This window comes from Nocardia sp. CNS-044, assembly GCF_059570515.1.
Map to the genome: position 1 here is coordinate 426,454 of NZ_JCANSX010000006.1, position 23,450 is coordinate 449,903.

General features: G+C 69.2%; 25 protein-coding genes and 1 pseudogene. 14 read left to right on the forward strand and 12 right to left on the reverse strand.

Translation table 11 applies throughout. From position 1 onward, the window contains the following. Window positions 1–66: 66 nt before the first annotated feature. Together moeZ and T333_RS10590 are read right to left on the reverse strand one after the other, a co-directional pair. A complete protein-coding gene (moeZ, locus tag T333_RS10585; RefSeq protein ID WP_355003941.1) occupies window positions 67–1,251 on the reverse strand; it encodes an adenylyltransferase/sulfurtransferase MoeZ in 1,185 nt (394 codons plus the stop codon). Between the two features lie 97 nt (window positions 1,252–1,348). Continuing rightward, window positions 1,349–2,338 carry a DUF3152 domain-containing protein gene (locus T333_RS10590; protein WP_496424768.1) on the reverse strand — a complete coding sequence of 330 codons (990 nt, stop codon included), beginning with the start codon at window positions 2,336–2,338 and terminating at the stop codon, window positions 1,349–1,351. Window positions 2,339–2,723: 385 nt separating this feature from the next. Here T333_RS10590 and fasR point away from each other — a divergent pair, with 385 nt between their 5' ends. Next, window positions 2,724–3,401, forward strand: a complete 678-nt coding sequence (gene fasR / locus T333_RS10595; RefSeq protein WP_355003942.1) for an HTH-type transcriptional activator FasR — start codon at window positions 2,724–2,726, stop codon at window positions 3,399–3,401. 94 nt (window positions 3,402–3,495) lie between these two features. Here the strand turns inward: fasR and T333_RS10600 are convergent, their stop codons facing one another. Both T333_RS10600 and T333_RS10605 read right to left on the reverse strand, forming a co-directional pair. After that, a complete protein-coding gene (locus T333_RS10600; RefSeq protein ID WP_141809126.1) occupies window positions 3,496–3,723 on the reverse strand; it encodes a DUF3107 domain-containing protein in 228 nt (75 codons plus the stop codon). Between the two features lie 153 nt (window positions 3,724–3,876). After that, complete coding sequence (locus tag T333_RS10605) at window positions 3,877–4,425, reverse strand: YceI family protein (RefSeq protein ID WP_355003943.1); 549 nt, start codon at window positions 4,423–4,425, stop codon at window positions 3,877–3,879. 102 nt (window positions 4,426–4,527) lie between these two features. On the opposite strand from T333_RS10605, the gene T333_RS10610 reads away from it, so the two are divergent. Next, window positions 4,528–5,367 (forward strand): helix-turn-helix transcriptional regulator, encoded by an 840-nt coding sequence (locus T333_RS10610; protein ID WP_355003944.1) that lies wholly within the window; start codon window positions 4,528–4,530, stop codon window positions 5,365–5,367. A 101-nt stretch (window positions 5,368–5,468) separates the two neighbouring features. On the opposite strand, the gene T333_RS10615 is transcribed toward T333_RS10610, so the two are convergent. Next, on the reverse strand, window positions 5,469–6,161 hold the full coding sequence (locus tag T333_RS10615) for a ferritin-like fold-containing protein (protein WP_355003945.1): 693 nt from the start codon (window positions 6,159–6,161) through the stop codon (window positions 5,469–5,471). 293 nt (window positions 6,162–6,454) lie between these two features. Then, window positions 6,455–7,501 carry an alpha/beta fold hydrolase gene (locus tag T333_RS10620; RefSeq protein ID WP_355003946.1) on the reverse strand — a complete coding sequence of 349 codons (1,047 nt, stop codon included), beginning with the start codon at window positions 7,499–7,501 and terminating at the stop codon, window positions 6,455–6,457. Window positions 7,502–8,029: 528 nt separating this feature from the next. Here T333_RS10620 and T333_RS10625 point away from each other — a divergent pair. The 6 genes and pseudogenes from T333_RS10625 to T333_RS10650 all read left to right on the forward strand — a co-directional run. Beyond that, a pseudogene (locus T333_RS10625) lies at window positions 8,030–9,457 on the forward strand (DEAD/DEAH box helicase); the annotation flags it as partial. A gap of 887 nt (window positions 9,458–10,344) precedes the next feature. Continuing rightward, a complete protein-coding gene (locus T333_RS10630; protein ID WP_355003947.1) occupies window positions 10,345–11,580 on the forward strand; it encodes an Rv3212 family protein in 1,236 nt (411 codons plus the stop codon). 57 nt (window positions 11,581–11,637) lie between these two features. Then, entirely contained in the window at window positions 11,638–12,144 is a 507-nt protein-coding gene (locus tag T333_RS10635) for a nitroreductase/quinone reductase family protein (RefSeq protein WP_355003948.1), read from the forward strand. A 55-nt stretch (window positions 12,145–12,199) separates the two neighbouring features. Further along, the gene (locus tag T333_RS10640) at window positions 12,200–12,808 is read left to right on the forward strand and encodes an acid phosphatase (protein WP_355003949.1); all 609 of its coding nucleotides are present in this window, start codon (window positions 12,200–12,202) and stop codon (window positions 12,806–12,808) included. After that, window positions 12,805–13,290 (forward strand): GNAT family N-acetyltransferase, encoded by a 486-nt coding sequence (locus T333_RS10645; RefSeq protein ID WP_355003950.1) that lies wholly within the window; start codon window positions 12,805–12,807, stop codon window positions 13,288–13,290. The genes T333_RS10640 and T333_RS10645 overlap by 4 nt, the downstream gene beginning before the upstream one ends. A gap of 15 nt (window positions 13,291–13,305) precedes the next feature. After that, window positions 13,306–13,995, forward strand: a complete 690-nt coding sequence (locus T333_RS10650; protein ID WP_355003951.1) for an endonuclease V — start codon at window positions 13,306–13,308, stop codon at window positions 13,993–13,995. Between the two features lie 119 nt (window positions 13,996–14,114). Here T333_RS10650 and T333_RS10655 read toward each other — a convergent pair whose 3' ends face one another. Beyond that, a complete protein-coding gene (locus T333_RS10655; RefSeq protein WP_355003952.1) occupies window positions 14,115–14,543 on the reverse strand; it encodes a hypothetical protein in 429 nt (142 codons plus the stop codon). A gap of 85 nt (window positions 14,544–14,628) precedes the next feature. On the opposite strand from T333_RS10655, the gene T333_RS10660 reads away from it, so the two are divergent. Both T333_RS10660 and T333_RS10665 read left to right on the forward strand, forming a co-directional pair. After that, window positions 14,629–15,576, forward strand: a complete 948-nt coding sequence (locus tag T333_RS10660; protein WP_355003953.1) for a diacylglycerol/lipid kinase family protein — start codon at window positions 14,629–14,631, stop codon at window positions 15,574–15,576. A gap of 248 nt (window positions 15,577–15,824) precedes the next feature. Next, window positions 15,825–16,079: a WhiB family transcriptional regulator gene (locus T333_RS10665; RefSeq protein WP_011211115.1), complete on the forward strand. Its 255-nt coding sequence runs from the start codon at window positions 15,825–15,827 to the stop codon at window positions 16,077–16,079. Between the two features lie 428 nt (window positions 16,080–16,507). Here T333_RS10665 and T333_RS10670 read toward each other — a convergent pair whose 3' ends face one another. Together T333_RS10670 and T333_RS10675 are read right to left on the reverse strand one after the other, a co-directional pair. After that, window positions 16,508–18,022 carry a sensor histidine kinase gene (locus T333_RS10670; protein ID WP_496424353.1) on the reverse strand — a complete coding sequence of 505 codons (1,515 nt, stop codon included), beginning with the start codon at window positions 18,020–18,022 and terminating at the stop codon, window positions 16,508–16,510. Between the two features lie 20 nt (window positions 18,023–18,042). After that, entirely contained in the window at window positions 18,043–18,258 is a 216-nt protein-coding gene (locus tag T333_RS10675; protein ID WP_141809113.1) for a biotin/lipoyl-binding carrier protein, read from the reverse strand. Window positions 18,259–18,434: 176 nt separating this feature from the next. On the opposite strand from T333_RS10675, the gene T333_RS10680 reads away from it, so the two are divergent. Beyond that, complete coding sequence (locus T333_RS10680) at window positions 18,435–18,509, forward strand: 50S ribosomal protein bL37 (RefSeq protein WP_022597109.1); 75 nt, start codon at window positions 18,435–18,437, stop codon at window positions 18,507–18,509. A 105-nt stretch (window positions 18,510–18,614) separates the two neighbouring features. Here T333_RS10680 and rsrA read toward each other — a convergent pair whose 3' ends face one another. Together rsrA and T333_RS10690 are read right to left on the reverse strand one after the other, a co-directional pair. Continuing rightward, a complete protein-coding gene (gene rsrA, locus T333_RS10685; protein WP_355004325.1) occupies window positions 18,615–18,872 on the reverse strand; it encodes a mycothiol system anti-sigma-R factor in 258 nt (85 codons plus the stop codon). Window positions 18,873–18,892: 20 nt separating this feature from the next. Further along, on the reverse strand, window positions 18,893–19,675 hold the full coding sequence (locus tag T333_RS10690) for a sigma-70 family RNA polymerase sigma factor (protein WP_355004299.1): 783 nt from the start codon (window positions 19,673–19,675) through the stop codon (window positions 18,893–18,895). Window positions 19,676–19,819: 144 nt separating this feature from the next. On the opposite strand from T333_RS10690, the gene ybaK reads away from it, so the two are divergent. Together ybaK and T333_RS10700 are read left to right on the forward strand one after the other, a co-directional pair. Then, window positions 19,820–20,311, forward strand: a complete 492-nt coding sequence (ybaK, locus tag T333_RS10695; protein ID WP_496424354.1) for a Cys-tRNA(Pro) deacylase — start codon at window positions 19,820–19,822, stop codon at window positions 20,309–20,311. A gap of 275 nt (window positions 20,312–20,586) precedes the next feature. Beyond that, a complete protein-coding gene (locus T333_RS10700; protein ID WP_496424355.1) occupies window positions 20,587–20,937 on the forward strand; it encodes a hypothetical protein in 351 nt (116 codons plus the stop codon). A gap of 24 nt (window positions 20,938–20,961) precedes the next feature. Here T333_RS10700 and T333_RS10705 read toward each other — a convergent pair whose 3' ends face one another. Next, complete coding sequence (locus T333_RS10705; protein WP_357250946.1) at window positions 20,962–21,765, reverse strand: SOS response-associated peptidase; 804 nt, start codon at window positions 21,763–21,765, stop codon at window positions 20,962–20,964. Window positions 21,766–21,936: 171 nt separating this feature from the next. Between T333_RS10705 and T333_RS10710 the strand changes: the two genes are divergently transcribed. After that, the gene (locus tag T333_RS10710; protein WP_496424356.1) at window positions 21,937–23,445 is read left to right on the forward strand and encodes an aldehyde dehydrogenase family protein; all 1,509 of its coding nucleotides are present in this window, start codon (window positions 21,937–21,939) and stop codon (window positions 23,443–23,445) included. Window positions 23,446–23,450 lie beyond the last annotated feature (5 nt).

The window sequence follows — 23,450 nt, forward strand, 5'->3', positions numbered from 1 at the left end:
TCCGGGCATGCGCGTCCGCCGGGCGAACCCGCGCCACGGCGGGCGCGGGGCCGAACCCGTCGTCGCTCAGTAGACCGGCAGGCTGGTGTCGACCTGGTTGGCCCAGGCGACGATGCCGCCCTGCACGTGCGTGGCGTCGGAGAAGCCCGCGTTCTTGAGCACCGCGAGCGCCTCGGCGGAACGGATGCCGGTCTTGCAGTGCAGCACGATCGGGCGGTTCTGCGGCAGCTCGGACAGCGCCTCACCGGAGAGGATGCGGTCCTTGGGGATGAGCCGCGCGCCCTCGATGTGCACGATGTCCCATTCGACGGGCTCGCGCACGTCGATGAGCTCGATCTCCTTGCCCGCGTCCAGCAGCTCCTTCAGCTCGCGCGCGGTGATGGTCGACCCGGCCGCGGCGGCCTGGCCTTCCTCGGACACCACACCGCAGAACGCCTCGTAGTCGATCAGTTCGGTGATCGGCTGACGTTCCGGGTCGCGGCGCAGCTTGATGGTCCGGTAGCTCATGTCCAGTGCGTCGTAGACCATCAGACGGCCGAGCAGCGGGTCGCCGATGCCGGTGATCAGCTTGATCGCCTCGGTCACCATGATCGAGCCGATGGACGCGCAGAGCACGCCGAGCACGCCGCCCTCGGCGCAGGACGGGACCATGCCGGGCGGCGGAGCCTCCGGGTAGAGGTCGCGGTAGTTCAGGCCGCGGCCGTCGGGGGCGTCCTCCCAGAAGACCGAGACCTGGCCTTCGAAGCGGTAGATCGAACCCCACACGTACGGCTTGCCCGCCAGCACCGCGGCGTCGTTCACCAGGTAGCGGGTCGCGAAGTTGTCGGTGCCGTCGAGGATCAGGTCGTAGTCGCGGAACAGCTCGACCGCGTTCTCCGGCTCCAGGCGCAGCTTGTGCAGGCGCACGTCGATGCCGGAGTTGATCTCCAGAATGGAGTCGCGCGCGCTGTCGGCCTTCGGCCGGCCGATGTCGGACTCGCCGTGGATGATCTGGCGCTGCAGGTTCGAGGAGTCGACCTCGTCGAACTCCACGATGCCGAGCGTGCCGACGCCCGCCGCGGCCAGGTAGAGCAGGGCGGGCGAGCCGAGTCCGCCCGCGCCGATCACCAGCACCTTGGCGTTTTTCAGACGCTTCTGCCCGTCCACACCGACGTCGGGAATGATCAGGTGACGGCTGTAGCGGGCGATTTCGTCCTTGCTCAGTTCCGCGGCCGGCTCGACCAGCGGCGGCAGGGACTTCGGTGATGACACGTCCAGGACTCCTCGAATCGAATTGGCCGATCGCACGATGTGCAACGCGGGCGACCGAACCGTTCTTCCCCAGTATCGTCGCGTACCGCGTCCGCGATCAGCCGCGCGGGTACGGCCAGGGGTTGAAGCGACAGCGTTTGCCGTCCATCGGGACCACGCCGTCGGGATCGAGCGCGGCGATGTCGTTGTTCTCGGTGCCGAAGGTCTGCTGCATCATGATCGGCGCGAGTCCGCCGTCGGTCTCGCACGGCTGGTGCTGGTGGTAGCCGATGGCGTGACCGACCTCGTGGTTGATCTGGTACTGACGGTAGGAGCCGATGTCGCCTTCGAAGGCGAGCGCGCCGCGCACCCAGCGCACCTCGGAGAGCACCACCCGGTCCAGGCCCGCGTTGAAGCACGAGGAATCGATGGGAATGTCGAAACCGCAAGCTGTGCGGGTGGTTTGGCGCGAGGTCAGCGAGATGCGGAAATCCGGTTTGCCCTGATCGACGCGGCGGAAGGCGAACCGCTTGTCCTGGGCCCAGCTCTTCGGATTGGCCAGCGTGCTGTCGATCATCTTGGCCACCGACTCGTCGCCGCCGAAGCCGGAGGTATCGACGCCGTTCTCGACCTCGACGGTGTAGCTGAAGTGGTACTCCGTACCCGCGCCGATCTCGGCGGTGACGCCGGGGACGACCCGCCAGGTACCCGCGCCGTTCTCGGTGAAGGGACCGCCTTCGGGCAGCGCGCCCGCGGGCAGGTCGGCGGGGAACTGTCCGTCGCCGGGTGGTGCGCCGATGACGCCGGTGTTCGTGGCGCGCGGGCTGAGCCGACCGAAACTCGGCTCGATGATCGACCCGGCGCCGCCCCCGCCGCCGCGCACCGCGTCGGCGACCACGAGCACGGTGACCACGAACAGCACGGGGAGGGCGTACGCGCGCCAACCGTAGGTGGACACGAAACGGCCGAGCGCGCTCTGTTTCTTGGCGTTGCGATCGGGCCGCGGGCCGCGGGAGCGATTCGGATCCGGCGCCGTGGGATCCCAGCGCGCCCGAAGCGGCTGATGGGAGCGGTCGGCGGCCGGGTAGAGACCGAGAGGGTCGTAGATCTCGACGCCGTTGGCGTCGCGTGCCGTCGGGGGTGTGGGCGCGGGTGCCGCGTCGTCGCCGTCGGGTTTCCGCGGCCACGGGTCGGTGCGAGCCCCGCGCTCGGGTCTGGATCGGCCGGGCCGATCTGGGGTCCCGGACCGCGGTACAGCGCCCGATCGGGCAGCCGCACCCGAACGAGTTTCGGGACCGGACCTTGCCACGAGTTCTGAGCCTACGGAACCGGACGACTGAGAGCCAATGGGGACCGAACTCCACTGTGCGCCACATCTCACCCGCGGGACGAGATCGACAACCCCGATCGGCATGTGAGCTACAACCGGGTATCGTTCATTGGATACCCGGTGCACAACCCCTTTTGCCGGGGACTCGACTGGGAGAGCCGAAATGACTGACCTCGTGGACCGGATGACGTCCCGCAGAATGTCGTCCGAGGCCATGGTGCCGACCAAGCGCGGTACCCGGTTGCCGCGCGACGAACGGCGGCAGCAGCTACTCCAGGCGGCGAGCGAGGTGTTCGTGCTCCGCGGGTATCACGCGGCGGGCATGGACGAGATCTCGCAGGTCGCGGGCGTCAGCAAGCCGGTGCTGTACCAGCACTTCACCAGCAAGCTGGAGCTGTACCTCGCGGTGCTGCAGAACTACGTCGACATGCTGGTGTCGAGCGTGCGCCAGGCGCTGCGCTCCACCACCGACAACCGCCAGCGCGTGCGGGCCGCCGTGCAGGCCTACTTCGACTTCGTCGACAACGAGATGCAGGGCTTCCGGCTCGTCTTCGAATCCGACCTGACCAGCGAGCCGCAGGTGCAGCGCCGGGTGGAGCAGGCCACCGAGGCGTGCGTGGACGCGGTCTTCGACCTGGTCGCGCACGACTCCGGCCTCGATCCCTATCGGGCGCGCATCCTCGCCGTCGGCCTGGTAGGCACGAGTCAGTTCACCGCGCGCTACTGGCTGGAGGCGGACCGTCCGATCCCCAAGGACGAGGCCGTCGACACCACGGTCGCGCTGGCCTGGGGCGGTCTGTCGCACGTCCCGTTGCACCCGATCGACCCCACTCGCCTCTGATTCGCGCCGCGGTTGCGCGGCGCCCCCCGAACGCGAACGAGCCCTTGGGTTCTCGGTAATCAACCGGAACCCGAGGGCTCGTTGCTTTGGGTCGTCAGACCGCGGCGAAACCGACCCGGCCGCTGGCGGCGGTGCCGATCTCCACGTAGGCGACCTTCGAAGCCTGGATCAGGAACTTGCGGCCCTTCTCGTCGGTGAGCGCCACGACGCCGCCGGTGCCGCTCAGCGCCTCGGACACCATCGCCTCGACCTCTTCCGGGGTCTGCCCGCTGTTGATCACGAGTTCGCGCGGGCTATCCGAAATACCGATCTTGACCTCCACGGCCAACCTCCGAACCTAGAGTCCTGTGCGGCGGTCGGACGTCGCGTCCGCCCGAGCGCTCTTGCTGTCCGGTCCAAGGCTAGTGCAGGGCAACGGCCGCGCGGCACCGCACTGCCTACGCTGATCGCGAACAGCGGTCCGACCCAGCGCTGGTCACTGGGGTTCGATCAGCTCGATATCCAGCTCGATCTTCACCGCGTCGCTGAGCATGCCGGGCATGGGGCCGCCGACGCCGAAATCGGTGCGCTTGATGGTGCCGGTGGCCGAGAATCCGGCGTGCCGGTCGCCGGTCGGGCCGAAGTCCTGGACGCCGCCCCATTCGACCTCGAGGGTGACAGGCTTGGTGATCGCGCCGAGGGTGGCTTCGCCCTCGACGGTGAAGGTCTCGGCGATCGCCACCGGCCGCGGGGCGCGGAAGGTGAGCGTCGGGCGGTTGGCCACGTCGAGGAAGTCGGCGTTGCGGACGTGGGCGTCGCGGTCGGCGTTGCCGGTGTCGAAGGAATCGAGGTAGATGGTCGCGCCGAGGGTGGCCGCGCCGGTCTCGTCCACGACGAACTCGGTGTCGAAGCGGGTGAACCCGCCGCGCACCTTGGAGATGCCGAGATGGCGGATGGTGAACGCGACCGAGGAGTGGGCGGTGTCCAGCGCCCAGGATCCGGGCTTCAGCTGCTGGGTGGCGGTGGTTGCGGAAGTGTTCGTCATGCCATCGACCTTGTCCGGACCGCGGTCCGGCAACCAGACCGCCGTTATCCTGGACCCCTCAGGGCGAGGCTGAACGTCCGCGGACCGGGCACGATGGAACACATGGCACGTAACGGTTTCGCCGAATTCCTCGTCGCTCGCCGCGGTGAGCTCCGGCCCGCCGACGTCGGAATGCCCGAGGGCGGCCGACGCCGCACGCCGGGGCTGCGCCGCGAGGAGGTCGCGGTGCGTGCGGGAGTCAGCGCCGACTACCTGGCCCGGCTGGAGCAAGGTCGCGACACCAATCCGTCGGTGGCGGTGGTCGACGCGCTCGCCGACGCGCTGTTGCTGGAGGGCGCGCAGCGCCACCACTTCGGGTTGCTCGCGATGGCCTCCGGCAACGAGTCCCGTTGTCCGGGGAGCGAATCCCCGCGCGAACAGCTCGGTGAGACGATCACGGCGGTGCTCGACGCGCTCCAGCCGACGCCCGCCTTCGTCGTCGGCAGGCGGCTGAACGTGCTCGGCTGGAACACCGCGTGGGCCGACTTCGCGGCGCCACTCGGTCTGCTGGACGAGCACGGCGAAGCGAACCTGGCCTGGTACGTCTTCACCGACCCGCGCGCCAGGCGAACGCTGCGCGATTGGCCCGCCGCCGCCGACACCTTCGCGGACGCGGTGCTGCGCGCGAAGGTGCGCTGGCCCGGCGACGGGGAACTGCTCGCAATGATCGACGCGCTACAAGGCGAGCCCGAGTTCCGCGTCAGGTGGAAGCCGCACCGGGTCAGCGGCGGGCCGGTGTCGAGCGTGCTGAAGTTCGAGCACCCGGTGCACGGCGCGGTCGACGTCCCGTTCGAGACGATGGAGACCGACCGCGACCAGAGCGTCGTCGTCTGGCTGCTCGACCAGGCCGCGGCCCGTGCGACGGGGCTGCGGCTGGTGCACAACCGAGCCGCGAACGAGTAGACGCGGGCCGTTACCGCTGCGACCGCGTGGGCTGTCGACGAGCCGCCGTGCGCGGACCGACAACTAGGTCCTTTGCGGCGAACGTCCGCGCTACGCAGGGCCTAGATGCCGAGGACCGCCATGCGTTCGGCGTGGCTGGTCTGCATGCGCTCGAACAGCGCGGCGATGCCGTTGAGATCGCCGGTGGCGGTGAGCACCAGGTCGGTGAGCTCGTCGCGCTGCGCCATGACGTACTGCGCCTGGGTGATCGCCTCGCCGAGCAGCCGCCTGCCCCAGAGCGTGAGCCGGTCGCGCTCGGAGCGGCTGGTCGACACCGCGCGGCGCACCTCTTCGACCACGAACTCGGAGTGGCTCGTCTCGGCGAGCACGTCGTGGACCACGGTGGCGACCTCCGGCGCGAGCGCGCCCGCGATCTCGCCGTAGAAGTCCGCCGCGATGCCGTCGCCGACGTAGAACTTCACCATCGACTCGAGCCAGGTCGAGGGATCGGTGGAGGCGTGGTAGGCGTCGAGGGCGCGGACGAACGGCGCCATCGCGTCGAACACCTCGACGCCGCGGTCGGCGAGCGCCGCCTCGAGCGTCTTGAAGTGGTCCATCTCGGCGGCCGCCATCTTCGCGACGGCCACCTTGCCGCGCAGGGTCGGCGACAGCTTGGCCTCCTCGGCCAGCCGGTAGAACGCGGAGATCTCACCGTAGGCGAGCACGGCGAACAGGTCGGTCACGCCGGAGTGGTCCGCGGCGATGGGCGAGGTTGCCGGATCGAACGAAACGCCAAGCGCTGACTGTGCTCCCATGAGCCCTAGCGTAGCGGCGTCCCGGCGCGAGTGTTCGTCTCCCCGAACATTCACAGGTCGGTGTCGCGAGACCGCGGCGCAGCGTCCGCCGCACCTTCGCTCGGCCGCTGATCGAATCGGTGTCACGGGCCGGTCGGGCGTCCGCCCCACATTTGCTCGCCCCTGATCAGCTCGGTGTCGCGCGGCCGGGTCGAACACTCACCTCGTCTCCACTCGGCCCCTGATCAGGTCGGCAGGGCTGCGCCGTGGCGTCCGCCGGACCTTGGCTCGCGCCTGACCGGCTCAGGCTGCGGTCAACCCAGTTCGGTGAGGAACTTGTCGAGGTAGGCCCATGTGGTGTCGCGGGCTGTCTCGCCGGTGAGGATGCCGAGGTGACTGCCGGGGGCGGTCTCGTAGCGGACGTCCGCGGCGCCGGTCAGCGTGCGGGTGCCCGCCTCGACGGCAGCGGCCGGGGTGATGACGTCGCTCGGCCCGCCGACCAGCAGCACGGGGGCGGTCACGTCGGGGAGCGCGATGCGCCGCTCGCCGAGCCGCACGACGCCGCGGCCGATGTCGTTGTTCAGGATCAAGCGGCCCCACAGCTGGCCGTAGAAGCGGCCGGGGTAGCCCGGCATCGCCGCCATGAACCGGTCGATGGACTCCATCTTGGCCAGCGTCTCGGTGCGCGCGATGTTGCTCGCCACGAACCACGGCCTGGTGAGCTCGCGGTCCCACGCGGTGACCCGGTAGGCGGCGCGGGTCAGCCCGGCCGGGATGCCGCCCACCGCCCTGACCGCGGTCGAGGTGGCGATGCCGCCGGTGAGCTTCGCGACCGCGCGCAGCTGCGGGATGCCGGTCATCTTGTCGTAGTCCAGCGGCGAGCCGACGGCGGTGATCGAGCGGATCGGCAGGTGCGCGTGCGCGGCGGCGGTGAGCAACGCCAGCGTTCCGCCGATCGACCAGCCGACCAGATCGACCGGCTTGCCGCCGACATCCGCGGAGGTGCGCAGGATCGCCTCCGGCAGGATGTCGTCGAGCCAGTCCTCGAAGCCCATCCTGCGGTCGGCGAAGGTGATGTCGCCGTAGTCGACGACGTAGGTGGCCCGGCCGCTGTCGCGCAGGAAGCGCGCCAGACTCTGGCCGGGGCGCAGGTCGAAGCAGGTGGCCGGGGCCGCGAGCGGTGGCACGAGGAGCACTGCGGAAGCGCCGTCGGTCGCGCCGCCCTCGTAGCGGCGCAGCTGCCGGTGCGGCTCGTCGCACAGCACCGTCGACGGCGCGGGGTCCGGCGCCTCGACACCCGAGCCGAAGGTCAGCGCCCAGGCGTTGCGGGCGGCGGTGGTGACGGTCTCTGCGATGCTCACCACAAGAATGTCTCACATGCCAGTACCGCCGGTAACAGGCAAGTCCGGTTTGCGAGGTTCGCGGCGGCGCCGAGACCGGTGCCGCGGACCGGCGCGACCCGCCGGACGCGGCGCACGCGAATAGCACTGGACGGCCGCTTTTTCGGCGCCGGGCGGATTCCGGCTCGGTGATGAATTGTCAAGTCGCGCAGCGTCGGTCGGCGACGATCGAGTCGGAAACCGGAGTTTTGCCCTGGAATAACGGCGGCGGCAATTCGAGCCGCGCACAATATCACGCTACAATCACTGCGGACAACGGAAACTTTCGTTACCCATGCGTCCGCCACGAGGTGTGGCGCCAGGGCTTCCGTCGTCCAGGAAAATGTGCGCGCACCAGATCCGCATCCGACTGCGCTGCGCCGATGTTCCCAGGTAGTTGCCGTCATCGGACGGCACCCGACGACATCCGGCTGCGGCGCGCATTACCGGCGGATACGTGGTCGTCGTGGACCGACCGGTCCGCCCCACGCCTCGGGCGCGCGTGACGCGATAACGAGGAAGGCACGAACCTGAGCAAGATCACTGTCGAGCAGGAACCCGGTGTGGCGGACACGCTGTTGACGGCCGAACTGGACGCGACGCATACCGCCCCGACATTCGCCGAATTGGGGGTGCGCGAGGAAATCGTCCGAGCGCTCGCCGAGATCGGCATCGAACGAACATTCGCTATTCAGGAACTGACCCTTCCGCTGGCGCTGGCCGGCGAGGATCTCATCGGTCAGGCACGCACCGGCATGGGCAAGACCTTCGGTTTCGGCGTGCCGCTGCTGCACCGCATCGCCACCGCCGATTCCGGCACGACGCCGCTGGACGGCACGCCGCGGGCGCTGGTCATCGTGCCGACCCGCGAGCTGTGCATCCAGGTCACCGAGGACCTGGAGAACGCGAGCAAGCACCTGCGCAACCACAAGGGCAAGCTGCAGGTCGCCTCGATCTACGGCGGCCGTCCCTACGAGTCCCAGATCGCCGCGCTGCGCGACGGCGTCGACGTGGTGGTCGGGACGCCCGGCCGACTACTGGACTTGGCCAAGCAGAACCATCTCATCCTCGGCAAGATCGGCGTGCTCGTCCTCGACGAGGCCGACGAGATGCTCGACCTCGGCTTCCTGCCGGATATCGAGCGCATCTTGAACATGGTGCCCGAGAAGCGCCAGACCATGCTGTTCTCGGCCACCATGCCGGGTCCGATCATCACGCTGGCCCGCACCTTCCTCACCCGCCCGACCCACATCAGGGCCGAGGAGCCGCACGACTCTGCGGTGCACGACCGCACCGCGCAGTTCGTCTACCGTGCGCACGCGCTGGACAAGAGCGAGCTGATCTCGCGGGTGCTGCAGGCCGAGAGCCGCGGCGCCACGATGATCTTCACCCGCACCAAGCGCACCGCGCAGAAGGTCGCCGACGACCTCGCCGAACGCGGCTTCGCCGTGGGTGCGGTGCACGGCGACCTCGGTCAGATCGCCCGTGAGAAGGCGCTGACCCGGTTCCGCAAGGGCACCATCGACGTGCTGGTCGCCACCGACGTGGCCGCCCGCGGCATCGACATCGACGACGTCACGCACGTCGTCAACTATCAGTGCCCCGAGGACGAGAAGACCTACGTGCACCGGATCGGGCGCACGGGCCGGGCCGGGCGCACCGGCGTCGCGGTGACGCTGATCGACTGGGACGAGCTCAACCGCTGGGCGGCCATCGACACCGCGCTCGGCCTCGGCATCCCGGACCCGGTGGAGACGTACTCGCGTTCCCCGCACCTGTTCGCCGATCTCGGCATCCCCGAGGGCGTCACCGGCACGGTCCGCAAGCCGCGGCCGGTCCGCGAAGAGGACGACGTGGTGGTCGAGCGCGAGGCGCGCAGCCCGCGCAAGCGCAACCGCAGGCGCACCCGTGGCGGCAAGCCCGTCGACGGGGCCGAGGTCGGCGCCGAGTCGACCATCGACGCCGACGGGAACGACACCGAGCCGAACGGCACAGAGCCGAACGCGGACGAGGGTCGGTCGCGCCGCAGGCGCAGGCGGCGTCGCTCCGGCGGCGCCGAGGGCGTGGACAACGGCGCGGCGGAAGTCGTCGCCGAGGGCGAGTCGACCGAGAACGCGGGCGAGGGCGCCGAGGCGGAGACCACCGAGGCTCCGGCGCGGCGCAGGCGTCGTCGTCGGAAGTCCTCGGAAGGTGCCGGCGAGAACGAGAACGTCGTGGCCGAGGCCACGGCGGCGGTCGCGAACGACACCGCGGCTCCGGTTGCGGCCGACGCGGGTAACACTGCGGCTCAGGTCCAGGCCGAGACCACTGCGGCAGTCGCAAGTGACACCGCAGCTGCGATCCAGGCCGAGACCACGGCGGCAGTCGCGAACGAGGCCACGGCTCCGGCACAGTCCGAGCCCACGGCGGCGGTCGCGAACGACACCGCGGCGGCCCAGGCTGAGCCGACGGCGGCGGTCGCGAACGACACCGCGGCTCCGGCACAGCCCGAGACCGCGGCGGCAGTCGCGGACGAGACCCCGGCGGCCGCCGAGGATGCGCCCGCGAAGCCCGTTCGGCGACGGACCCGCAAGACCGCCGCGGCCGAGTCGACGGACAACGGCACCGCCGAGAACGGCGCGGCACCGGCCGAACCGGTCAAGCGCCGCCGCACCCGCAAGACGGCCGACGCGCCGGTCGACGCGAACGGCGACGCGGAGGCCGCCGAGAAGCCGGTGCGCCGCCGTCGTCGCAAGGCCGACGAGGCCGAGGCGAGCGAGGCCGTGGCCGCGACCGCGGGAACGGCTGCTTCGGCATAGTTCGGCGGATCCGCTAGTCTCGCAATCGTGCTCGCACCCGAGCGGCGGACGCGCGCCGACATCATCTCCGCAGTCGCGATCGCTGTGCTCGTGGCGGTCGCGGGGCTGGTGGTGTGGGCGCGCGGCGACGCGACGGGCACCGAATCGGTGACCGCGGCGACGCCCGCGACCACCCCGCCGACGGCCGACAAGATCCCCGCGAACCTGCGGGAGTTGTGGCACGCGCCGGACGACGCCAGCGCGCGGGCGCTGGCCTCCGGCGGCGCGGTGATCACCGGTTCGGGCGGCACCGTCACCGGGCGTGATCCCGCCACCGGCGCCGAATTGTGGCGCTACCGGCGGGATATGCCGCTGTGCGGTGTGGAAGCGCAGTTCGGCATGGTGATCGCGGTGTACCGGGATCAGCGCGGGTGCAGCCAGGCCACCCTGCTGGCCGGTGACACCGGGGAACGCCGCACCGCGCGCAGCAGTTACATGGATCCGAGCGTGCGGCTCTCGGTCGACGGCACCTACGTGCTCGCGTACGGCGAACGGCGACTGGAGATGTGGCGCTCGGATCTGGTGCGCACGCTGGAGTACGGCTACGTCGACGCGCCGGTGAACGTGAAAACCCAACCACGCAAAGGCTGCACGCTGCTCTCGGCCGGTTCCAGCTCGTCCCGGCTCGCCGTGCTGGAACGCTGCCCCGACGACCCGGCGCCCCGGCTGACGGTGCTCAACCCGGCGCCGAAGGACAACACGGTGCCCGAGGAGTACGGCTCGCACGTGCTCTCCGGTCCCGGCACCGATGTGCCAGGCGCCCGGGTGATCGCGGTGTCGGACAGCCGGATCGTGCTCTACCTCCCGGGCGGAACCGTTTCCGGCGCAGGCGAATCCACGCCGCCGCGCCTCGGCGTGTACGACAGCACCGGCAATCCCGTTGTGGCGCATCAACTTTCCGCTCCGCTCGCGGAGAACGCGACGACCACCCGCATCGGCTCGGCGTATCTCGTGTTCACCGGCAACAGCGTGATCGCCTTGAACGCGAGCACTTTCGATCCGCTCTGGGCAGCGCCGAGCGCCCTCGGCTCCCCCGCGATGATGGCCGGACGCCTGCTGCTGCCGGTCGCCGACGGCCTCGCCGTCCTCGATCCCACCTCCGGCGCGGAAGTCGGCCGCGTCCCGTTCCAGCGCCCGGGCTACACGGGCGGCCCGATCTCCCTCGCCGTAGTCGGAAACATCGTGCTCGAACACCGCGACGGAGAACTGCACGCCCTAGGCTGACGGCCGCCGGTCTCGTCGGCGCCCGAACTTGTCGGTGCCTTGCGTCACACTGGCCGCATGTCCGAAACCGAATCCACCGCACCGGAATCGAAGCCCGCCATCACGTCCTACGACGATCCCGACGCGCCATGGAACCAGGAATACACCGACACCGAGATCGCGCACTGGAACGACGGCGTGATCGAGGAGTTCCGCGCGAACAGCGGCAAGGTCGGCGGCGCGTACGAGGGCAGTGATCTGGTGCTGCTCACCACCACCGGAGCCAAGAGCGGTGAACCGCACGTGGTCCCGCTCGGCCTGCTGCGACGCGACGAGACCGTGTACGTGAGCTCCTTCATCGAGGACAAGTACCCGGCCTGGTTCTACAACGTGAAGGCGAACCGCGACGTCACCATCGAATGGGGGTCCACCACCTACCGCGGCACCGCGCGAGCGCTCTCGGGCGCCGAGTACGACGAATTCGCGGCGTGGGTCTTCGCGAACAATCCGTTGCTCACCGAGTACCAGGCAAAGGTCACGCGCCCGTTGCCGCTGGTGGTGCTCGAGCTGGGCGAGCCGATCTGAGGCGGAACGAACCCGGTCCGGGCGGCGCGGCGCGTTTCTGACCATGATGGAGGGCATGTCCGCACACGAAGACGCCCGGCTGGTTCTACTCCGGCACGGCGAGACGTCCTGGTCGCGCGAGCGGCGGCACACGAGCCACACCGATCTGCCGCTCACCGAGCGCGGCGAGCGGCAGGCGGAGGCCGCGGGGCGGTTGCTCGCGGAGCTGAAGCTGCGGGATCCGCTCGTCCTCACCAGCCCGCGGCAGCGCGCGGTGCGCACGGCGGAGCTGGCGGGCTGCACCGAGACCACTGTCGACGACGATCTCGCCGAATGGGACTACGGCGACTACGAGGGCCTGACAACCCCTGAGATTCGTGAGACCACGCCAGGGTGGACGATCTGGACCGGCACGGCGCCCGGCGGCGAGACGGCCGCCCAGGTACGCGCGCGCGCCGATCGGCTGCTCGCCGCCGTCGAACCCGTCCTGCCGGAGCGGGACGTGGTGCTGGTCGGACACGGGCACTTCTCCCGCGTGCTGATCGCCCGGTGGGCCGAGTTCGAGGTGGTCGAGGGCCGCCGCTTCGCGATGTCCACCGCCGCCGTGAGCCTGCTGGGCTACGAGCACGACGCGCGAACCATCCACGCGCACAACATCGTTTCGACCAACGAGGGAGCCAAGTGACCGCCGCGATCCGCCGTGCCACCCCCGCCGACGTCCCCGCGCTCGTCGACCTCGTCTACGACCTCGCGGAGTACGAGAAGGCTCGCCACGAGTGCGCGCTGACACTGGAGCAGCTGCGGGCCGCGCTGTTCGGTCCGTCGCCCGCGCTGTTCGCGCACGTGGCCGAGGACGAGACCGGCGTGGTCGGCTGCGCGATCTGGTTCCTGAACTTCTCCACCTGGGACGGGGTGCACGGCATCTACCTGGAGGACCTGTACGTCAAGCCGGAGACGCGCGGCAAGGGCTACGGCAAGGCGCTCATCGCGGCACTGGCCAAGGAGGCGCTGGAGAAGGGCTACAGCCGCGTCTCCTGGTCCGTGCTCACCTGGAACACGCCCTCCATCGACTTCTACCGCTCGATCGGCGCCGTCGAGCAGGACGAGTGGGTCGGGTATCGACTGGCGGGCGGCGAGCTGGTGAAGCTGGCCGCCGAAGCGTCCTGAGCCGCGGAGGATCGGTTGCTGATCGACACACCCGATCGCTGGCCCGCCGACGCCGCGGCGGCGATGGCGATCCAGGACGAGCTGCGGCCGCGCGTCGTCGCGGCGAATCCGCGTCCGCCGCGGTTCCGGACGGTGGCCGGGCTGGACTCGGCCTACGACGACGCGAGCGGTGTGGTCGCCGCGGCCGTCGTGGTGCTCGACGCGTCGACGCTCACGACGGTCGACACCGCGGTCGCGCACGGCGCGGTGAGCTTCCCGTACGTGCCTGGCCTGCTCGCCTTCCGCGAGCTGCCCACCACCCTCGGCGTGCTCGAACGGCTCGGCGCCGCACCGGATCTGCTGATCTGCGACGGCCAGGGCCTGGCCCATCCGCGCCGCTTCGGGCTGGCCTGTCACGTCGGCGTGCTGGCCGGGGTGCCGACGATCGGGGTCGCCAAGAACGCGTGGGGCGACTACAGCGAACCGGGGCCCGCGCGTGGCGACGCGACGGATCTGGTCCTCGACGGCGGGGTGGTCGGCAGGGCGCTGCGCACCAGGACGGGCGTGAAGCCGGTGTTCGTTTCGGTGGGACACCTGATCGATCTCGACACGGCGTGCGCGCAGGTACTCGCGCTCACTCCGCACTACCGCCAGCCGGAGACGACGCGCCGAGCCGACGCCCTGTGCCGACAGGCCCTGCGCGCGGCGACCGCGTCCGCGCGGTAGTCGTACCTCCGCCTCCGCTCCGGCATACGCGGATTTCGACGCACTGGGTCCGGTCAGGGCGTACGCCGCTCCACTCCGGCCCTCCACGCGGCGGACAGCGTCCGGCAGCGTGCGAGGTCCTACTCCGGCTCCGCCCCGTACTCCCTGGCCATCCAGCGGGTCGAGGACGGCACGAAGAGCAGGATCAGCGCGGCGACCACGACCACGCCGAGCAGCCCGCCGTAGACCGGCTGGTGCGAATCGGTGAGCAGCGACCACACCACGGGCAGCAGCAGCACCTGGGCGATGACCGCGATGGCGCGACCCCAGCGGTGGCCGAGCAGCAGTCCGATGCCCGCGGCGAGCACCGCGCCGCCGAGGATGCCGAACCATGCCGCGGTGCCGTAGCCGCTGGCCTGCGATTGGTCGTGGCCGAGCAGCCCGCGCACCACGAGCACGATCGCGACCGTCACCGCGACAGCGCCCTCCAGCGCGACCAGCCCGCCCGCGCCGCGCACCGTCGCGGGAACCGCGTCCGCCGAAACCTCTGCCTTGCCGCTTTCCGCCACGCGCCAAGCCTACGACGCGGCGTAGGGTGCGCCCGGTCACGGCCGCGCGGCCGGGGGCCCTTCGCCGCCGCACTAAGCTGCGAACGTGCGGACGTTGCTGATCGTGAACCCGAATGCCACCTCGACCACACCGGCGACCCGAGACCTACTGGCCCACGCTTTGGAGAGCCGCACTCAGCTGACCGTTGCGCACACCCAGCATCGCGGCCACGCGGCCGAACTGGCTCAGTGGGCCTCGACCAACGAGATGGATCTGATCGTCGTGCACGGCGGCGATGGGACGGTCAACGAGACCATCAACGGTTTCCTCCCGCTGCCCGAGCTGAACGATGGACAGGCCTGGATACCCCGGCTCGGCGTGATCCCCGGCGGCTCGGCCAACGTGTTCGCCAGGGCGCTCGGCATCTCCCCCGACCCAGTGACCGCGACCAATCAGCTCATCGACCTGCTGACCCTCGAGCACGACCGCACGATCGGCCTCGGCTTGGCCGACGACCGCTGGTTCACCTTCAGCGCGGGCGTCGGATTGGACGCCGACGTGTGCGAGGCCATAGACGCGAGCCGTGCCAAGGGCCGCGCGGCCACACCCGGTCGCTATGTTCGAACAACTGTGCGACAATTCTTCCGCGCGAAGCGTCGCGAACCGCAGATCCGAATCGAAGTTCCGGGCCTGGAAGCGGTCGACGAGGTGCACTACGCGTTCGTCACGAACGCCAGTCCGTGGACCTACCTGAACGCCACGCCGGTGCACACCAACCCCGGCACGAGCTTCGAAACGGGCCTCGGAGTGTTTGCCGTGCGGTCCATGGCGGTGCTACCGACGCTGCGGCTCGCCGGTCAGCTCCTCGCCTCGAACGGAAATCCCAAGTCCCGCAATTTGTTTCGTGACGACGACGTTCCGTCGGTGCATATCGAGACGAAGGAGCCCATCGGCCTGCAAATCGATGGCGACTTTATCGGGAAACGCAACGTGGTGGATTTCACGGCGGTGCCCGACGTGCTCGAAGTGGTGGCGCCGCAACCCCGTCGGTGACGAAACGCCGCGAAAAACTCGCGGTTGCGCTGCGAAAACCTCCTCGAGCGAGTACAAAGGACCGGGCAGGTCCCCCATGGGGGCACCTCGATTGCGTGAGCTTCCCCACGGTGCACCGGATACCTATTGACATCTACGGTGTTCGTGAAAGCATTCACAAGCAACCGTGCGGAAACATTCGAGTCGCACAAGTGAACGATCCACAAACGACCGGCGCCCTTTGCGGCGCCCAGCGAAGGAGCAGAGGAATGGACTGGCGCCACAAGGCCATCTGTCGCGACGAGGACCCCGAACTGTTCTTCCCGGTGGGTAACAGTGGTCCTGCGCTCGCGCAGATTGCCGATGCCAAGCTGGTCTGCGCTCGCTGCCCCGTTACTGCCGACTGCCTGTCCTGGGCCCTGAAGTCCGGACAAGACGCCGGCGTGTGGGGTGGTATGAGTGAGGACGAGCGCAGGGCGCTCAAGCGTCGCAACGCGCGCACCCGCACCCGCACCGTCGTCTGACAAGACGACCGGCCTTACCGGACCCTCTCAGCCCGGCCCGGTAAAGCATTCAGCCCGGCACCTACCAAGGTGCCGGGCTCAGTTATTTTTTGCCGCGACTTCGTCGCGGCGGTTCGCGACCCCTTATGTCTCGCGCCCGAGCGGTCGAGACTTGCGACTGCGTCGCGTGCGCTTCGACCGCTCGGGCGCGAGACGGCCGCGAACTTTTATGCTAGGTCTCGCTTCGCTCGAAACCTGTTGCTGGACAGGCTGATTGTCGTGGTGCTTCAGCGACGAACGGCTCTCGCACATGGTGCATGCCCTGTTCGAGCAGCCCATACCAAGCGGACAGCCACGGCACCGTCACATGACGGCGGCCGCCTGCCACAGCGCGACTAGCGGCCGATCGGGGCTACCCATGCCCCGACGGTAGGCCCAGGTGAGAGCGGTCAGCGCCCCGAACGACGCCCCAGCGGCACTCGTAGGACCGCGTCCGTGCCCACGTCAGCACCCGGATGCAGGCCGATGGAACCGCCCAGTTCGGCGGTGACCAGCGTGCGGACGATCTGGAGGCCGAGGCGGTCGGAGGCTTCCAGGCTGAAGCCGGGCGGGAGGCCGCGGCCGTCGTCGCTGATGATCACGTCGAGCCAGCGCGCGGAACGTTCCGAGCGAATCGTCACGGTACCCGTCTGGCCGGAGTCGAAGGCGTGCTCGATGGCGTTCTGCACCAGCTCGGTCAGGACCATGACCAGCGGGGTGGCGCGTTCGGCGGAGAAGACGCCGAGCGAGCCCGCGCGCCGCACCTTGATCCTGGTGGTGTGCACGGTCGCGACGTCGGCCATGATCGGCAGCAGCCGGTCGACGACCTCGTCCAGATCGACCTCTTCGTCCACCGACATCGACAGCATCTCGTGCACCGAGGCGATCGAGGTCACCCTGCGCACCGACTCGGTCAGCGCGACCTGCGCCTCCTCGTTCTCGGTGCGCCGCGCCTGCAAGCGCAGCAGGGCGGCGACGGTCTGCAGGTTGTTCTTCACCCGGTGGTGGATCTCGCGGATCGTGGCGTCCTTGGACAGCAGCGCGCGGTCGCGCCGCTTCACCTCGGTGACGTCGCGCACCAGCACCGCGGCGCCCGCGAGTTCGCCGTGCGGGCGCAGCACGAGGGTGCGCAGCAGCACGGTCGCGCCGCGCGCCTCGACCTCCATGCGCCGTCCGGTGCGCCCGGCCAGCGCGGCCTGGATGTCGCCGACGACTTCCTGTGCGTCGAACGGGTCGGTGATCAGCGAGCGGGTGGTGACGGCCAGATCCTGTCCGGCCAGATCGCTCTGCAAGCCCATCCGGTGATAGGCCGAGAGCGCGTTCGGGCTGGCGTAGACCACGATGCCGTCGGTGTCGAGACGGATGAAGCCGTCGCCCGCGCGCGGGCTCGAGTGCGTGGCGGCTCGGTCCTCGGGAGTGGGGAAACTGCCGTCGGCGATCATCTGGCACAGGTCGTCCGCGCACGCCACATAGGCGATCTCGAGGGTGCTGCGAACTCGGGAGCGCTGCATGTCGGTGTCGCGAGAGAGCACCGCGATCACGTCGTCGCCGCAGCGCACCGGGATGGCCTCCCGGATGGCGTGCACCGGGTGCGGGTGATAGACGCCCTGGGCCTCGACGTCGCTGTCGGCGCGCACGGTCTTGCCGGTCATCAGCGCGTCGAAGACCTGGGGATGGTCGGCCTGCAGAGCGGTGGTGCCGACAAGATCCTCGACGTGCACCGTGGCGGCCGTCGTCGGGCGGCACTGGGCGACGCACACGATGTCCGCGCCTTCGACGATCGGTCCCGCTCCGACCCACAGCAGCAGGTCGGCGAAGGACAGATCGGCGAGCAACTGCCAATCTCCGACCACCCGTTGCAGGTGGTCGACGGCGACGCCGGGCAGGTCGGTGTGTTCGGCAAGAAGCTCGCTCAGTGTCGCCACGTTCGGTCTACCGCTCCGCCCTAGGAGATGACGGCGATGAGATCGCCCTGCTGTAGCACTTGGCCGGGCGCCACCGCGATCGAGGTGACCTCGCCGCCGGTCTCGGTGATGACCGGGATCTCCATCTTCATGGACTCCAGCAGGATCAGCGTCTGATCGATATCGACATGATCGCCGACCGCCACCTCCACGGTCAGCACCGTGGACACCATCTCCGCGCGCACTTCCTCAGCCATGACACCCCATTCACTCGGTTGTTCGGACGGCTCCGCCGGTGGTCCGGCGGCGACACCGCACCGCGCCTGTATCCGCTGAAGGTACAGCCAACCACATATGAAACAATGGCCTTCAATCAGATGTGTTCAACCAAATGTGTTCCCCGCGATGGCGGGGGTGATCCAGGAGACTACCGATGGGTAAGCGTGGACGTAAGAAGCGCAGCCGCAAGGGCAACGCCGCGAACCACGGCAAGCGTCCCAACGCCTGAGCCGATTCGCTGACAAACGACTGAGCGGCACACTCCTCCGAACGGAAGAGCGTGCCGCTCAGTCGTTTCCGGGCAGCGATCGGTGAGAACGCCGCCCGGCGCCAACTATTCGCTCTCGGACTCGAGCACCGTGAACCGCTGGTGAATCTCCAGGGTGAGCCGGTCGCGCAACGAGTCCGGCGCCTTGTCGCCACCGCACTTGCGGCTGAGCAGGCTCTTGATCTTCTCCTCGATGCCGTACGCCTCGATGCACGGCGAGCAGTGATCCATGTGATGCTGCAGACGAGCGCGGGTCGCGTCGTCGCATTCGCCGTCCAGCATGAGCCAGACGTCGGCTAGTACCGCCGTGCAGTCGAGCTCCATGTCGGGGTCCCGCTCCACACTCACTGCTTGACCTCCTGGCGCTCGCTGCGGTTGAACCCCCGTTCGCGCGCCACGTCGGCGAGCAAACCCTTCAGTTGCTTGCGGCCGCGGTGCAGCCGGGACATCACCGTACCGATGGGAGTGCCCATGATGTCGGCGATCTCCTTGTACGGAAAACCTTCGACATCCGCGTAGTACACGGCCATGCGGAACTCCTCGGGCAGTTCCTGCAGCGCGGCCTTGATGTCGTCGTCCGGCAGGGCGTCGAGCGCCTCGACCTCGGCCGAGCGCAGACCGGTGGAGGTGTGCTCAGCCGTCGCGGCCAGCTGCCAGTCGGTGATCTCGTCGGTCGGGTACTGCGCGGGCTGGCGCTGCTTCTTGCGGTAGGAGTTGATGTAGGTGTTCGTCAGGATCCGGTACAGCCAGGCCCGCAGGTTGGTCCCCTCCTTGAAGGACTTGAACCCCTGGAACGCCTTGACGTAGGTCTCCTGCACGAGGTCCTCGGCATCGGCCGGGTTCCTGGTCATACGCAGCGCCGCGCCGTAGAGCTGGTCGAGCAGCGGGAGCGCGTCCCGCTCGAATCGCCGCGCCAGCTCGGCTTCATCGACCGTGGTGCCGACCTCGCCGTCGTCGCGCACCACGCCTTCGTCGCTCGTCACACCTGTCCCTTCGATAGCTGTACCTGCCAAATCTACCGGCAAGTCCAGCGTCGAGGGGAAACCGGCTTCCGTCGGCGACGCGACGGTCCACACCGGACGTTCGTCGAGCAGTACGGACACCGACATCTCCTTCACGTCGTCCATCGAGCTGTTCGCTCGGCGCCGCGGCGCCTGTATCGCATGCAACATGCCCGCCGCACGCTGTGTTCCCACGCGGTCCGTGTCTGGTTTCGCACGGTCGGAAATCAGGTTGCGGCCCGGATAGGGCCCGCAATTAAGGTGTCGCCCATGGCAGGCGCCTCGACTCCCGCGATCCGCACCCTGGCCAAGGCCGGTATCGCGCACCGCGTGCACTCCTACGCCCACGATCCGCGCGCCGACTCCTACGGCGCCGAGGCCGTCGACGCACTGGCCGCCGAACTCGGGGTGGTCGCGGCGCAGATCTTCAAGACGCTGGTCGTCGAACTCTCGACGGGCGTGCTCGCGGTCGCGGTGCTTCCGGTGCCGAACACCCTCTCGCTCAAAGCCGCCGCCGCGGCGCTGGGCGCGCCGAAGGCGACCATGGCCGACAAGACCAAGGCCGAACGCACCACCGGCTACGTGCTCGGCGGCATCTCCCCGCTCGGGCAGCGCAAGCGGTTGCCGACCGTGATCGACGACTCGGCGCTCGGTTGGGATCGGATGCTGTGCAGCGCGGGCAAGCGCGGGCTGGAGATCGAACTGGCCCCCGCCGACCTGGTCCGGGCCGCCGGGGCGGTGACCGCGCCGATCACCGCGTAAGGGCGCTGTCTGGCGAAGTTCCGTCCTCAGCCCGCGCATGGCCGGAGCGAATGCGGAGATCGACGCTGTCCGACGGAGTCCGTCCTGAGCCTGCGCGTCACCCGAGCGAATGCGGAGATACATGAGCGGACCTGCGGGCGACACCGCCGCGAAAACGCCGGTCTCGCGGCCGATCTGTGCGTTACTGGTCTCTGCGCGACCCGCTTCGCGCGTTGCTGATTTTCTGCGTTACCCGAACAAGGTCCGATTCGTCCGACCCGAGGATGTGATGCGAAATGTCCCAGCACTACCGTCTGCGCACCGCGATCGTCGCCCTCGCCGGAGCCGCTTCGCTGACATTCGGCTCCGCCGCGCTCCAAGCGCCCGAGGCGACCGCCGTTCCGGGCGGACCGGCCGCGACCCAGGTGGACCACCCGTTCGACTTCGGCGGCGAAGAGCAGCAGGACGACCCCGACAAGGAGAAGAAGGACGAAACGGCGGAGAAGGCCGAGAAGAACGGAGGCGGCGTCACCACCAAGGTCATCGACTTGCTGAAGGGGAACGCCACCGAGGCCGCCGACCTGCTCAGCGGCATCCTCAAGTGCACGCTCAACGTCTTCACCGACTCGGTGAAGTGCAAGATATGATCGACGGATTCGACGGCCGGGCGATCACAACAGGCTGATCTGCCCGGCCTTTTCCGTGCCTCCGCCGGACACCTCGGCGAGCAGTTCCGGCCCGTTGTTCTTCACGCTGTTCACCAGCGGCGACACCGGCCGCGCGACGATGCCCGCCACCGTGTCCTCGCTCGGGGTCGCCAACAGCTCCGCGGGGGCGGGGTGATCCGGATCGAGCCAAGCGTCCCAGTGCTCGCGCGGCATCGGCAGCGGCATCCGGTCGTGGATGCGGGTCAGGTCGCCGACCGCGTCGGTGGTCAGGATGGTGCAGGACAGCAGCGGCTCGCTGTCGCGCACCGAACGATCCCGCCACACCGACCACAGGCCCGCCATGTACAGCAGGGAGCCGTCGGCGTTGGCCATGAAGTACGGGTGCTTGACGGCTTTGCCCTTCCCGCCGCCGACCGGATCGGGTTCGGTCAGCCACTCGTACCAGCCGTCCATCGGCACCAGGCAGCGCCGGGATTTCACCGCGTCGCGGAACGAGGGAGTGGTCGTCGCCTTGTCCGCGCGCGCGTTGAACAGCGGTTTGCCCTTGGCCGGGACGCCCGGCTCGGCCGCCTTCGTCCAGACCGGAATCAATCCCCAGCGCATCCGCCGGATGCGCAGCTTCGGATCGTCGTCGGGCTGGTCGTGGTCGTGCCGCTCGACCACGGTCAGCACCCGGTTCGTCGGCGCCACGTTATAATTCTCGAAACCACCAGCGCGCGAATCGTTTTCGCTGCCGGTCTCGTCGATGGCGTCGAGCTCGACCGCGAGCCTGCCGGGGTTCGTCGTCGTCGCGTATCGTCCGCACATATCTCCGATACTCCCACCCCACACCGACAAGCTCGGGGACAATCGAGACAGAGTGGTGACCTGGTGAGAGTTTTGACCTAGCATTCTCTCAACGGATGGGACGGCCATCACACCCATCCGCTCCGGCACGCGCACCGACCGGCCACCGTAGAGGCAAGAGGAGAGCACCACGTGACAACCACCGAGACCACCCCCACCGCGCCCGACACGCTGCTGAAGTCTGTCGATCCGGCCACGGGCGAGGTCATCGCCACCTACCCCATCGCCGACGAGGACGCGGTGCGCGCGGCCGTCGCCAAGGCCCGCACCGCCGCCGCCACTTGGGCCGCGCTGAGCTTCGACGAGCGCCGCAAGCATCTGCTGCGCTGGTCCAGCCGCCTGGTCGCCGACTCCGAGGAGTTCACCCAGCTCATCCACAAGGAGAACGGCAAGCCGCTCGACGACGCGTTCCTGGAGCTGATGCTCGCGCTCGAGCACATCGCGTGGGCGGCCAAGAACGCCAAGAAGCTGCTCTCGCCGAAGAAGGTGTCGCCCGGCGTGCTGATGTCGAACTTCGGCGCGCGCCTGGAACAGCGGCCGCTGGGCGTCATCGGTGTCATCGGACCGTGGAACTACCCCGTCTACACCCCGAACGGCTCCATCGCCTACGCCCTCGCCGCGGGCAACACCGTGGTGTTCAAGCCGAGTGAATTCTCCACGGGCATCGGCAATTTCCTGGCCGACGCGTTCAAGAAGGCCAACCCCGAACTACCCGAGGGCGTCTTCGAAACCATCAACGGCTACGGCGCCACCGGCGCGGCGCTGGTGAAGTCCGACGTCGACAAGATCGCCTTCACCGGCTCCACCGCCACCGGCAAGCGCATCATGGCCGCGGCCGCCGAGAATCTCACCCCGGTCCTGCTGGAGTGCGGCGGCAAGGACGCGGTGATCGTGGCGGGCGACGCCGACGTCAAGGCCGCGGCCGACGCGGTGGCCTGGGGCGCCACCGCGAACAGCGGCCAGACCTGCGCGGGTGTGGAGCGGGTGTACGTCGACCGTTCGGTGCGCGAGGAGTTCGTCGCCGAGGTCAAGCGGATCCTGTCCGACATCAAGCCGGGCTCCGACGACAAGGCCGCCTACGGCCCGATGACCATGCCGAGCCAGATCGACATCGTGCGCAGGCACATCGAGGACGCGCTGAAGAAGGGCGGCACCGCGGTGCTCGGCGGGCCCGAGTCGATCAAGGGTCCGTTCATCGAGCCGGTCGTGCTGGTCGACGTGGACGAGGACTCGGAGGCGGTGGCCGAGGAGACCTTCGGGCCGACCGTCACCATCCGCACCGTCGACGGCGTAGACGAAGCCGTCGAGCTGGCCAACAAGTCCAAGTACGGCCTGTCCTCCGCGGTGTACTCGAAGAAGAACGGCCTGGACATCGCGCGGCGGTTGCGTGTCGGCGCGACGTCGGTGAACTCGGTGCTCGCCTTCGCCGCCATCCCCGGACTGCCGTTCGGCGGTGTCGGCGACTCCGGCATCGGCCGCATCCACGGCGAGCCGGGTCTGCGCGAGTTCGTGCGGCCGCATTCGATCGCGGTGCAGCGCTTCACGGTTCCCGGCATGGCGCTGCTCAGCTACACCCGCACCGATTCCACGATGAAGCTGCTGCGCAAGCTGGTTCCGTTCCTGCACGGGCGGCACAAGTAGGAAGC